This window comes from Terrabacter koreensis (assembly GCF_054783315.1).
Genome location: NZ_BAAGQU010000003.1, coordinates 1 through 12,095, shown reverse-complemented (window position 1 = coordinate 12,095; position 12,095 = coordinate 1). Strand labels below are relative to the sequence as shown.

The 12,095-nt window shown below is 73.1% G+C and carries 12 protein-coding genes; 6 read left to right on the top strand and 6 right to left on the bottom strand.

Features of this window, described 5'->3' with window-relative positions:
• The 3 genes from ACYVNR_RS02630 to ACYVNR_RS02620 all read right to left on the bottom strand — a co-directional run.
• The coding region (locus ACYVNR_RS02630) for a TetR/AcrR family transcriptional regulator (protein ID WP_461046390.1) at positions 1–341 on the bottom strand (341 nt) is incomplete at its 3' end.
• A gap of 10 nt (positions 342–351) precedes the next feature.
• Entirely contained in the window at positions 352–1,386 is a 1,035-nt protein-coding gene (locus ACYVNR_RS02625; protein WP_461046388.1) for an aldo/keto reductase, read from the bottom strand.
• Between the two features lie 54 nt (positions 1,387–1,440).
• Positions 1,441–2,013 carry a TetR/AcrR family transcriptional regulator gene (locus tag ACYVNR_RS02620; protein ID WP_461046386.1) on the bottom strand — a complete coding sequence of 191 codons (573 nt, stop codon included), beginning with the start codon at positions 2,011–2,013 and terminating at the stop codon, positions 1,441–1,443.
• A gap of 92 nt (positions 2,014–2,105) precedes the next feature.
• Between ACYVNR_RS02620 and ACYVNR_RS02615 the strand changes: the two genes are divergently transcribed.
• Positions 2,106–2,783 carry an NADPH-dependent F420 reductase gene (locus ACYVNR_RS02615; protein ID WP_461046384.1) on the top strand — a complete coding sequence of 226 codons (678 nt, stop codon included), beginning with the start codon at positions 2,106–2,108 and terminating at the stop codon, positions 2,781–2,783.
• Positions 2,784–2,792: 9 nt separating this feature from the next.
• On the opposite strand, the gene ACYVNR_RS02610 is transcribed toward ACYVNR_RS02615, so the two are convergent.
• On the bottom strand, positions 2,793–3,029 hold the full coding sequence (locus ACYVNR_RS02610; RefSeq protein WP_045188608.1) for a hypothetical protein: 237 nt from the start codon (positions 3,027–3,029) through the stop codon (positions 2,793–2,795).
• Positions 3,030–3,060: 31 nt separating this feature from the next.
• Here ACYVNR_RS02610 and tpx point away from each other — a divergent pair, with 31 nt between their 5' ends.
• The 4 genes from tpx to ACYVNR_RS02590 all read left to right on the top strand — a co-directional run bounded on the left by tpx (position 3,061) and on the right by ACYVNR_RS02590 (position 8,493).
• On the top strand, positions 3,061–3,555 hold the full coding sequence (tpx, locus tag ACYVNR_RS02605) for a thiol peroxidase (RefSeq protein ID WP_458801110.1): 495 nt from the start codon (positions 3,061–3,063) through the stop codon (positions 3,553–3,555).
• Between the two features lie 59 nt (positions 3,556–3,614).
• A complete protein-coding gene (locus ACYVNR_RS02600) occupies positions 3,615–6,608 on the top strand; it encodes a helix-turn-helix transcriptional regulator (RefSeq protein ID WP_461046381.1) in 2,994 nt (997 codons plus the stop codon).
• A gap of 113 nt (positions 6,609–6,721) precedes the next feature.
• Positions 6,722–8,125: an FAD-binding oxidoreductase gene (locus ACYVNR_RS02595; RefSeq protein WP_045188604.1), complete on the top strand. Its 1,404-nt coding sequence runs from the start codon at positions 6,722–6,724 to the stop codon at positions 8,123–8,125.
• Positions 8,122–8,493, top strand: coding sequence for a cupin domain-containing protein (locus ACYVNR_RS02590; protein WP_461046378.1), 372 nt, complete (start codon positions 8,122–8,124; stop codon positions 8,491–8,493). Before ACYVNR_RS02595 ends, ACYVNR_RS02590 begins: the two co-directional genes overlap by 4 nt.
• An 18-nt stretch (positions 8,494–8,511) precedes the next feature.
• Here ACYVNR_RS02590 and ACYVNR_RS02585 read toward each other — a convergent pair whose 3' ends face one another.
• Positions 8,512–9,765 (bottom strand): MFS transporter, encoded by a 1,254-nt coding sequence (locus ACYVNR_RS02585; RefSeq protein ID WP_461046376.1) that lies wholly within the window; start codon positions 9,763–9,765, stop codon positions 8,512–8,514.
• A gap of 93 nt (positions 9,766–9,858) precedes the next feature.
• Here ACYVNR_RS02585 and ACYVNR_RS02580 point away from each other — a divergent pair, with 93 nt between their 5' ends.
• Complete coding sequence (locus tag ACYVNR_RS02580) at positions 9,859–10,371, top strand: MarR family winged helix-turn-helix transcriptional regulator (RefSeq protein ID WP_052677097.1); 513 nt, start codon at positions 9,859–9,861, stop codon at positions 10,369–10,371.
• Between the two features lie 29 nt (positions 10,372–10,400).
• On the opposite strand, the gene glpK is transcribed toward ACYVNR_RS02580, so the two are convergent.
• Complete coding sequence (gene glpK / locus ACYVNR_RS02575) at positions 10,401–11,927, bottom strand: glycerol kinase GlpK (RefSeq protein ID WP_461046374.1); 1,527 nt, start codon at positions 11,925–11,927, stop codon at positions 10,401–10,403.
• Positions 11,928–12,095 lie beyond the last annotated feature (168 nt).

The following is a 12,095-nucleotide window of genomic DNA, read 5'->3' as shown; positions in this document are numbered from 1 at the left end:
GCCTCGTCGGTGACCTTGCGGAAGGTCGCGAACAGCTCGGGGTCCTCCCGAGCGATGCCCTGCTTCGTCGCGGCGAGCCGGTGCACCCAGGCGCGCAGCCGCGCCGACGCCTCCCCCGGCCCGTCGACGAGCTCGGCGAGGGGCGCTGACACCCGCTCGAGCCATCGCCGCGTGACGGCGTCGCGCAGCGCGGCCTTGCTGCCGAAGTGCCGGTAGACCGAGCCGTGGCTGACGTCGAGGGCTCGGGCGACGTCGACGACGGTCGTCTTGGCGGGCCCGAAGCGGCGCAGCACCTCCTCGGCGGTGTCGAGGATGCTCTCGGCGGTCAACGGCTCGGTCACGGACGGCAACTTACTTCTCGCTGTCGAGGAAGGACATCTGCATCGCGTCGTAGCGGCTGCCTGCGACGGCGTCGGCCGGCACGGCAGCCTCGATGGCGGCGAGGTCGTCGCGGGTCAGCTCCAGCGTGGTGGAGCCCAGGGACTCGCTGAGGCGCGACCGGGTGCGGGCGCCGACGAGGGGGACGATGTCGTCGCCCCGTGAGGCGACCCACGCGATCGCGACCTGGGCGACGGTGGCGCCACGCGCCTCGGCGACCTCGCGGAGCGCCTCGACGAGACGGAGGTTGGCCTCGAGGTTCTCGCCGGTGAAGCGCGGCAGGTGAGCCCTGAAGTCACGCGGGTCGCGCACGTCGCGGTCGGCGCTCCAGTGGCCAGAGAGCAGGCCGCGCGAGAGCACGCCGTATGCCGTGACGCCGACACCGAGCTCGCGTGCCGTCGGCAGGATGTCGGTCTCGATGCCTCGCGAGAGCAGGGAGTACTCGATCTGCAGGTCGGCGACGGGGTGCACCGCGGCGGCCCGGCGCAGCGTGTCGGCACCGACCTCGGAGAGGCCGATGTGCCGGATCCACCCGGCCTGCACGAGGTCGGCGAGCGCGCCGACGGTCTCCTCGATGGGGACCTCGGGGTCGAACCGGGCCGGGCGGTAGATGTCGACGTGGTCGGTGCCGAGGCGCTGCAGCGTGTAGCCGAGGAAGTTCTTGACGGCGGCTGGGCGCGTGTCGATGCCGCCCCACGATCCGTCAGGACCGCGGAGCGCGCCGAACTTGACGCTGATGACGGCGTTCTCGCGGTCGCGGCCGCGGAGGGCCTCGCGCAGGAGCAGCTCGTTGTGGCCCATGCCGTAGAAGTCGCCGGTGTCAAGCAGGGTGACGCCGGCGTCGAGGGCGGCGCGGATCGTCGCGACGGATTCTGCCTCGTCAGCCGGGCCGTAGAGGTCGGACATGCCCATGAGGCCGAGACCGAGGCCGGCGACGGTGGGGCCTGCGGCGCCGAGGCGGCGTTCGTCGAGGGAGTGGCGGACGGTGGGGCTGCTGGAGGTCGTCATGACTCCAGCGTGCATCACAACTGACAGAATCGCAAATCTGTCAGCCCATGTTTCTTAGGCAGCGACGGGCAGCGCGGCGGCCACGAGCAGCTCCGCGGTGCGGCGAGCCGCCACCGCGGCCCCCGGGTCGGCGGCCAGGGCACCGTCCGCCAGCCCGCCGTCGAGGAGCAGGACGAGCGAGCGGGCCAGGCCGTCAGGGTCGGCGGCGCCGGCGTCGGCGGCGAGGCCACGAACCCAGCCGAGGACGGACTGCTTGTGGGCGACGGTGCGCTCGTGCACGGGCGTACCCGGCTGCGACTCGGCGGCGGCGTTGATGAAGGCGCAGCCGCGGTAGCCGTCGCGCCGGCAGGCCGTGCCGAGGGCGTCGAAGAGGCCCACGAGCTGCTCGGCCGGAGCCTCACCCGCCGCTGCGGCGGCAGCCTTCAGCTGGCCGGTCCAGACGCCGTCGACCTTGTCGAGATAGGCGAGGACGAGCTCGTCCTTGGCCGGGAAGTGCTTGTAGAAGGTCGCCTTGGCCACGCCCGACTCGGCGATGATCAGGTCGACGCCGACCGCTCTGATCCCTCGGGCATAGAAGAGCGCGAAGGCGGTGTCGAGGATGCGTTCACGAGCGGAGGGAGTGGGCACCCTTGATGATAGACAGACCTGTCTGTTAGTGTCCACGTCGACAGGGCAGACAGACCTGTCTGCCCACATCGCTCCCCTCTCGAAGGATTCTCATGGACATCGCTGTTCTCGGCACCGGTATGGTCGGCCAGGCCCTCGCCGGCGCCCTCTCCCGACACGGCCACTCCGTCGTCGTCGGCACCCGCGACCCTCAGCAGACGCTGGCCCGCACCGAGCCCGACGGCATGGGCAACCCGCCGTTCGCCGCCTGGCTCGCGGAGCACGCCGACGTCACCCTCGCCACCTTCGCCGAGGCTGCGGCCGGTGCCGAGCTCATCGTCCTGGCGGGCAACGGCTTCGCCGCGCTCGGCATGCTCACCGCGGCCGGCGGCGACCACCTCGCCGGCAAGGTCGTCCTCGACATCTCCAACCCGCTCGACTTCTCGGCCGGGTTCCCCCCCAGCCTCTTCGTCAAGGACACCGACTCGCTCGGCGAGCGGCTCCAGCAGGCCTTCCCGCAGGCGCGCCTCGTCAAGTCGCTCAACACCTTGACTGCGGCGCTCATGGTCGAGCCGACGCTGCTCGGCCGGAGCACCACCGTCTTCGTCTCCGGCGACGACGCGGATGCCAAGGCCACCGTGACGGCCCTGCTCACCGACTTCGGTCACGACGACGTCATCGACCTCGGCGGCATCGAGACCGCCCGCGGCACCGAGATGCTCCTGCCGCTGTGGCTACGCACGATGAACGCCCTCGGCACCGGGATGTTCAACATCAAGGTCGTGCGCTGACGGTGGCGCTCAGTCGTGCTGGGTGCGCCGCTCGAGGATGTACGCCGCCGCCAGGCACACGACGAGCACCATGAGCGGCGGCACATAGCGCATGAAGCCCGTCAGCTGCAGCCAGTCGTAGGGCGCCGTCGTGAAGCCGAAGAACGACAGGTCGAGCAGGTAGCGCACGATCGCGAGCGCGCCGAAGAGGAGGCCGACCAGCCCCACCACGTTGATGACGAAGCGCGAGCCCGCACCGGATTCCATGCCTCCAACCTAAGGGTGTTAGAAACGACCCATGGCCACCACCTTGCTGGGAGACACCACCGTCCACACCGTCGGCGAGCTGCCCGAGGTGGGCACCACCGCCCCGAAGTTCACGCTGACGAGCGCGACGCTCACCGACGACGTGACCCTGCCCGCCGACGCACGCGTCGTGCTCAACATCTTCCCGAGCATCGACACCAAGACGTGTGCCACGAGCGTGCGCCGGTTCAACGAGCTCGCGGCGGGACTCGAGAACACGACGGTGATCTGCGTGTCGGCGGACCTGCCCTTCGCCCTCAACCGGTTCTGCGGCGCCGAGGGCATCGAAAACGTCGTCACCGCGTCGTCGTTCCGGTCGAGCTTCGGCTACGACTACGGGGTGCGCATGGAGAACGGCGGCTTCGCCGGGCTGCTCGCGCGCTCGGTCGTCGTCATCGGCACCGACGGCACCGTGCTGCACTCCGAGCTGGTGCCCTCGATCGGCCAGGAGCCCGACTACGAGGCCGCCATCGCCGCTCTCGGCTGACGACGGTCGGCTGACCCGGACCTCGTCCCTGGGACGCGGTTCGGTGCGATGATGCCCGCGTGGGCGGACCCCTGGACGACCTCCCCCTCGTCGGCCGCGCCCGGGAGCTGACCGCTCTGCGGGAGGCGCTCGCGAGCGCGGACGCCGGTCGGGCGCGAGCCGTGCTCGTCACCGGCGAGGCGGGTGTCGGCAAGTCCCGCCTCGTCCGCGCCCTCCTCGACGACCCCGGCGCGCCCGCACCGGTCGTGCTGCGATCGCAGGGCGTCGACCTCGGTGACACCGGCCTGCCCCACCTCGTGGTCACCGACCTCGTGCGGGGCGTGCGATCGCTCGCCGGCGATGCCGAGGTGAGCCGGCTCCTCGCCGCGGCCCCCCTCGTCGACGCACTCGGGCCGACGTCCACGGACCCCCGTGACCCCCGTGACCCCGGGGCCGACGAGACCCGCCCGTTGCGGGTCTTCGACGCCCTGACCGAGCTGCTGGCCGAGCTCGCGCGCCATCGTGGACCCCTCGCCGTCGTCGTGGAGGACCTCCAGTGGGTGGACCCGTCCTCGGCCGCCTTCCTCCGGTTCCTGCTCGGGCGGCTCGCGGACGAGCGCCTCCTTGTCGTCGCGACGGTCCGCACCGACGGGCTCGCCGGACGGCCCGCGACGCGTCGGCTCGTGGGCGAGCTCGCCCGGCTGCCCAGGGTGCACCGCGTCGACGTCGAGCCACTCGACGAGGCGGAGGTCGCCACCTTGGTGGGACACCTGACGTCCGGCGGCCCGGACCCCGACCTCCCGTCCGAGCTCGTGCGTCGCACGGGCGGCAATCCCTACTTCGTGCGCACCCTCCTCACGGCGGTGGACCTCGACCGCGACCCCGACCCGGTTGCGGCCGTGCGCTCCTCACGGGCGCTGGCCGATGTCCTCGCTGCACGTCTGGACGCCCTGTCGGACGAGGCCCGAGCCGTGGTCGCGGCGGTGTCGGTCGCCGGTCGCAGCGTGCCCGACCGGCTCCTGCGCCAGGTCGTCGGCCTCGGGCCGGTCGAGCTCGGGCGGGCGGTGCGGGAGGCGGTCGCGGAGGGGGTGCTCACCCCGGCAGGCGGCGACCACGCCGTCTCGCACGACCTCATGCGTGCGGCCGCCTACGACGACCTGCTACCGGGTGAACGCGTACGGCTGCACTCGGCGTACGCGACGGCGCTCTCGGCGGACACGTTCGCCCGACCGCGAGCTGCCGAGGTCGCGCACCACGCCGCCCGAGCACAGGACGGGCCGGCGACCCTGCTGTGGTCGGTCCGGGCGGCCGAGGATGCCATGCGGGTGCTCGCCCCGACCGAGGCACTCGCGCACCTCGAGCTCGCGCTGTCGGTCTGGCCCGCCGTCGACGACGCGACCGCCGTGACCGGCCTCGGACTCGCCAAGCTGACCGTGCGAGCCGCGCGGGCCGCCGGGCTGGCCGGCGAGGGCCCGCGGGCCGTGGAGCTGGCCTCCCGGGCGGTGCGGCTCGCCGACACGTCGGAGGAGCCCACGACCGCCGTGCACGCGCGGGCGGAGCTCGTGCGGGCTCTCGTCGCGGCCGATGCCACCGACGCGGTGGTCGGCCCGGCCGAGGAGGCGGTGGCGGTGGCCGGGGCGGCGGCCGTGGACGCGCGGACCCGGGCGCTGGCCGACGTCGTGCTGGCTCGGGCGCTGCTCGCCGCCCGACAGACCTCGCTGGCCCGGCAGCCGGCCGAGCGCGCCATCGTGCGCTCGCGGGACGCCGGGGCCGCGGCGCTCGAGGTGGACGCCTTGACGACGGCGGCCTTCCTCGACGAGGTCGACGGCGACCGGGACCGCGCCGCCGACCGGCTCCGCAGTGCCCTGCTGCTCGCCCGCACCGAGGGCGAGCTGGCTGCCGAGCTGCGGGCCCACTACACCCTCGCGAGCCTGCACTTCTACGGCGGCGACGTCGCCGCCGCGCTCCCGGTGCTGCGCGCGGGGCTGGGCCGGGTCGCCGAGACGGGGCTGCGCTGGAGCCACCCGGGCATCGAGCTGCGCCTGCTCGACGCCGTCGCGCGCTACGTCTCGGGCGACCTGCAGGGAAGCCTCGAGGCGACCCGGTCCCACGGGAGCCGGCCACCACCGGTCGCCGCCGCGCGGCTCGCCGCCGTGGGTGGCTACGCGTCCGTCGCCCTCGGCCTCCCGGAGGCCGGGGAGCAGCTCGGTGCCGTGCGCGGCGACTGGCACCTCGACCCGCAGGTGGGCCTGGTGGCCGGTGGTTGCGAAGCCGACCGCCTCACGTGGGCCGGCGACCCCTCCGCGGCTGCCGAGATGGCCGAGCAGGCGCAGGCACACCTCGACACCACCGCCGGAGAGGGCATGTACGGCGGGCTGTGGCTCTCCGCCCTGGGACTCGCAGCCCTGGGCGACCTGGCGGCGGGCGCCCGAGGGCGCCGGGATGACGACGCCGTCGCCCGCGCGCTCGAGCGCGGGGAGGTGCTGCGTGACCGCGTGCGGCGGATCGTCGAGGGCGGACGCGGACGTCCCGGCGGCCTCGGGCCCGAGGGCCACGCCTGGCACGTCCGCGCCCTGGCCGAGCACGCCCGGCTCCGGGGCGAGCCGGCGGTCGAGCCCTGGCTGGCGGCCGTCGATGCCTTCGGCTACGGCCACGTGTACGAGCAGGCACGCAGCCAGTGGCGGCTCGCCGAGGCGTACGCCGACGCCGGCGACCGCGATGCCGCCCGTGCGCACGTCGCTGTGGCCGCCACGACCGCCGAGCGCCTCGGCGCGGTGCCGCTGCAGCGTGCCATCGCGGGCACGGTCGCGGCGTCCCGCCTGTCGGCGGCGTCAGCCGGGTCGGGTGCGGCCGGCACCGTGCTCACCTCCCGAGAGCGGGACGTCCTCGCCCTCGTCGCGGAGGGGTTGACCAACCGCGAGGTCGGCCGCCGTCTCTTCATCAGCGAGAAGACGGTGAGCGTCCACCTCAGCAACCTCATGGCCAAGCTCAACGTCTCCAGCCGGACCGAGGCCGTCACGGTCGCGGTGCGCCGCGGGCTCCTCGACGTGCAGGGGTCGGTCACGCCTCCCTGAGGTCCCGTCGCCGCAGGACTGCGCGATCTCCTCAGGTGCCGGCCACCCCCTCAGACCCAGAGTCGGAGACACGCCGGACCGCACGGTGCGGCGGCGCCCGAGGAGGAGAAGACATGCAGGCCACCACACACGAGACGCTCGCCCGCAGGGTGAGAGGGACGGTCCTCGACGGTCAGGACCCACAGGCCGCGGCGGAGGTCGCCGCGTTCAACAGGGCCGTGACGCACCACCCGGCGGTGGTCGTCGCGGCGCGGGACGCCGACGACGTCGCCGAGGCCGTCCGCTACGCCGCTGCCCAGGGTCTGCCGGTCGCCGTCCAGGCCACCGGGCACGGGGCGAGCAGGCCGGTCGACGCAGGCCTGCTCGTGACGACGCGTGCCATGCAGGGTGTGCACATCGACCCGGTTGCGCGCCGGGCGCGCGTCGAGGCCGGGGTGCGCTGGCGCTCGGTCATCGACGCGGCCGCGCCGCACGGACTCGCCCCGCTCTCCGGTTCCTCGTCCGGCGTCGGGGTCGTCGGCTACACGACCGGCGGAGGCATGGGTCACCTCGCACGACGGCACGGCTTCGCGGCGGACCTGGTCCGTTCGGTCGACCTGGTGACCGCGGACGGGGCCCGGCGCACCGTCAGCCCCGACTCCGACCCCGACCTCTTCTGGGCCGTGCGCGGTGGCCAGTCGGCGTTCGGCCTCGTCACGGCCCTCGAGTTCGACCTCGTGCCCGTACCGGAGTTCGCCGGCGGCGCCATGATCTTCCGTGCCGACGACGCGCCGCGGGTGCTCCACGCCTGGTCGGCCTGGGCGCCGACGCTGCCCGAGGAGGTGACGACCTCCGTCGCGATCCTCCGCCTGCCGGCGGTCCCGGAGGTCCCCGCGCCGCTGCGCGGCGTCGTCAGCCTCGCGGTCCGCTTCTCCCACCACGGTCCGGCCGAACGGGTCGCGGGGCTCGTCGCGCCGATGCGCCGGGTCGCGACCCCGGTCCTCGACTCGATCGGGCCGATGCCGTATGCCGCCGTGGACGCGATCCACATGGACCCGACCGACCCGATGCCTGCCGTGGCACGCGGAGGCCTGCTGGGGTCGCTCCCGGAGGCGGCCGTCGAGACCCTGCTCACCGTCGCCGGGCCGGGCGTGGACGTGCCCCTCGCCGTGGTCGAGCTGCGGCTCATGGGCGGAGCGCTCGGCCGCCCGGCGCCGGTGCCGAACGCCGTCGCCGGTCGGGAGGGTGCCTTCTCCGTGTCGGTCGTGGCGCCGGCCCCTCCGCCGCTCGCGGAGGTCGCTTCGGCCCTCGCGGGTGGCGTCGTGGAGGCGCTCGCGCCGTGGTCGACGGGCACGACGCTCGTCAACTTCGGCGGCGACCGCTCGACACTCGCGCGCGCCTGGGCGCCCGACGTCCTCGCCCGCCTGCGCGCCGTGAAGGCGGCCGTCGATCCCGGCGACGTCTTCGGCGGCCCGCTGGGCACGCCCGACGCAGTCCCCGCCGCGGTCTCGCCTCTCGTCCCTGCAGGTGCACGGTGAGCCGGCCGGTGGTCGTCGTCGAGCCCGGTGGCGGCCAGCGGGTCGGCAACGTGGAGTTCCTGGCTCGCACCAGCGACACGCCCTTCTTCAACCTCGCCATCGTCGTGCTGGCACCGGGTCAGGGGGTGAGCAGTCACAGCCACCCCGGCGAGGACGACTCGTGGCTCGTGCTCGACGGCGTGCTGTCCGTGACGGTGGGGTCGCCCGCCCGCGAGGTGCAGGCCGGCCCCGGCACCTACGTGCTCGTGCCCGAGGACACGCCGCACGCCCTGGACAACCGCGGTGACACCGCCGTTCGCCTGCTCAACGTCCACGCGCCGGGAGGCTTCGACCGGCGCATCGGCATCGACGAGGCCGTCGGGGGCTGACCGGGCGGCCGAGCCGGCTCAGCCGCCGAGCTGGGCCGGCTCGCCCACCGGCACGGCCGGGGTCGCGGGGGCCGGTCGCGTGAGGTCGCGCACACCGCGGGCGAGCAGCGGCCAGCAGCCGGCCACCAGCATCCAGACCGCGACGCCGAGCATGACCGCGGCGGTGTCGAACCGCTCGCTGAGCGGCCCGGCGAGGAGGTTGCCGAGCGGGATCGCACTGAACGAGATGAGGATGTCCCACGAGGCCACCCGTGCCAGTCGGTCGTGGGGCACGCCGTCCTGCAGGGCCGTGTCACACCCGACGGCGAAGAACATGAGTCCGGCGTTGGCGACGAGGCCCAGCACGAGGATGCCGAAGAGGTGGCCGGGCCAGAAGAAGAAGGCGAGCGGGAAGAGCGGGAACGCTCCCAGTGCGACGAAGGCCCAGAGGAGCAACCGGCGCGGCTGGAGCCGCATCGCCAGCAGCCCGCCGAGGATGCCGCCGACGCCTTGGGCCGCGATGACGAGGCCGAGGGCACGGGCACCGCCGAGATCTCGCACTGTCGTCACCTCGACGAGCACGACGAGCACGCCCGTGGCGACGTGGAACATGCCGGCGGACAGCAGCCCGGTCCACAGCCAGTCCCTGCGACGGATCTCGGAGAGGCCCTCGACGATCTCGGCCCGCACCGAGGACCGCTGAGCGCGGGCCTCGGCGCGGGCCCGCACGAGGGTGACGCTGACGGCCGACCAGACGAAGGTGGCCGCGTTGACGGCGAACCCGGTCACCGGGCCGAGGTGGGCGACGACGAGACCAGCCAGCAGCGGGCCGGCGATCTGGGCCGCTGACTGCAGGAAGCTGATGACGGCGTTCGCGCTCTGCCGCTGCGGGGTGGGCACGACGAGCGGTCGCAGCGAGACGAACGCCGGGAAGAAGAAGGCACCGGCCCCCGAGGTGACGGCCGCGAGGGCCGCCAGCAGGACGAGGGGCGGGTCGCCGGCGAGGAAGGCGAGGGCGGTGGCGCCCGCCGTCGTGGCGCGGACCGAGTCGGCCACGACCATGATGCGGTGGGGGGCGACCCGGTCGGCCCAGACCCCGCCGAAGAGCGTGCAGACGAGTCGCGCGGCCATCGCCGAGGCCGCGATGGCGCCGAGCTCGGCGGCGCCACCACCGGCCAGCACGATCGCCACCGAGAGCGCGATGGGGTGGAAGGCGTCGCCGACCCAGGAGAGGCCCTGCCCGGCCCGCAGAAGACGGAAATCGCGGAGTCGCAGCACGTCCTTGGGGGTCACGTCGCACAAATTAGTACGACATCTAACAGTCAGTCAATGAATAGTTCTGTGCCTGACAGTCAGAAGGTCGACCGGTCTGCGAAGATGGATCCCATGACCCCATCGGCCACGCCCGAGCAGGACTCCGTCGATCGCCACGTCGCGCGGTGGGCGGGACTGCTCGACGACATGGACCCCGAGGTCGAGGGCGCCATCACGCGCCTGCAGGCGATCACCAAGCACATCAAGGCGGCCGACCATGCGGCCTTCGCGGGCAGCGACGACACCATCGAGGACTACTGGACCCTCCACGCGCTGCTCATCCAGCCCTACCCCGAGGAGGCCACGCCGGCGCAGCTCGCCGACGCGTGCGGGGTGACCCGCGCCGCGATGACCTCGCGCCTCGACCGCCTCGTCCAGCGCGGCCACGTCACCCGCGACGTCGACCCGATGGACCGGCGACGCATCCTCATCCGACCCACTCGTAGCGGACGAGCACTGTGGCAGAAGGGAATCGCCGCGGGCATGGCCCGCGAACAGGCTGCATTCTCTGCCTTGAGCCCGAAGGAGCTCGTCTCCCTCAACGCCCTGCTGCGCAAGGTCGTGCTCCACCTCGAGGAGGGCTGACGGCATACGCCCTCGGGAGCCCGCAGGGCTCAGGCGGTGTCGTCGTCGACCCAGTCGAGGGTGCGCTCGACCGCCTTCTTCCACTGTCGGAAGAGGCGCTCGCGCTCGGCCTCGTCGAGCTGCGGCGACCAGCGCCGGTCCTCGCCCCAGTTGTCGCGGATCTCGTCGGTGCCCTCCCAGTAGCCGACCGCGAGACCGGCGGCGTACGCGGCACCGAGGGCCGTCGTCTCGGCCACGACGGGCCGCACGACGTCCACGCCGAGCAGGTCGGCCTGGAACTGCATCAGCGTCTCGTTGACGACCATGCCGCCGTCGACCTTCAGCTCGGTGAGCGGCACGCCGGAGTCGGCGTTCATCGCCTCGAGCACCTCGCGCGTCTGGAATGCCGTGGCCTCCAAGGCCGCCCGCGCGATGTGACCCTTGTTGACGAAGCGCGTGAGGCCGACGAGGGCGCCCCGCGCGTCGGGGCGCCAGTGCGGGGCGAAGAGGCCCGAGAAGGCGGGGACGAAGTAGGCGCCACCGTTGTCGTCGACGGTCGCGGCGAGCGTCTCGATCTCCTTGGCGTCCTTGATGAGGCCGAGGTTGTCGCGCAGCCACTGCACGAGCGAGCCCGTGACGGCGATCGAGCCCTCGAGGGCGTAGACGGGCTTCGCATCGCCGAGCTGGTAGCAGACCGTGGTGAGCAGGCCGTTCTTCGACGCGACGATCTCCTCGCCGGTGTTGAGCAGCATGAAGTTGCCGGTGCCGTAGGTGTTCTTGGCGGTGCCCACGTCGAGGCACGCCTGCCCGAAGGTCGCCGCCTGCTGGTCGCCGAGGATGCCGGCGACGGGCACGTCGATGAGGATGCCGGGCTTGCAGGTGCCGTAGACCTCGGACGACGAGCGGATCTCGGGGAGCATCGCGAGCGGGATGCCGATCTCTGCCGCGACGGACTCGTCCCACGACAGGGTGCGCAGGTCCATCAGCAGCGTGCGCGAGGCGTTGGTGACGTCGGTGACGTGGACGCCGCCGTCGGTCGCGCCGCCCGTCAGGTTCCAGAGCAGCCAGGTGTCGATCGTGCCGAAGAGCAGCTCGCCCGCCTCGGCCCGCTCACGCGCGCCGTCGACGTGGTCGAGGATCCAGCGGGCCTTGGGCCCGGCGAAGTACGTCGCGAGCGGCAGGCCGGTGACGTCCTTGAACCGCTCGATGCCGCCGTCCTTCGCGAGCTCGTCGCAGATCGGCTGGGTGCGGGTGTCCTGCCAGACGATCGCGTTGTGGATCGGCTTGCCGGTCGCCTTGTCCCACACGACGGTCGTCTCGCGCTGGTTGGTGATGCCGACGGCGGCGAGGTGGGTGGCGTTGAGGTTGGCCTTGCCGAGGGCGCCGCCGACGACGGCGCGGGTGTTCTGCCAGATCTCCATCGGGTCGTGCTCGACCCAGCCGGCCCGCGGCAGGATCTGGCGGTGCTCCTGCTGGTCGACGGCGACGACGCGCCCTCTCCGGTCGAAGACCATGGCCCGCGTGCTGGTCGTTCCCTGGTCGATCGCCACGACATGGCTGCGCTGCTCCGTCGACATGTGGGAACCGTACCGGCGGGCGTCGACGACGTCACGTGTCGCGCGGATCTCCTTGGGAAGCAAGCCGATTGGCAGTGGACAGTTCTTGTGGTCTTGTCGAACACGTGTTCTGCATATCTGCTTAGGTGAAGTCCGGTATGCCGGTTTCTGGCTTGAGCAGTTCTTTGA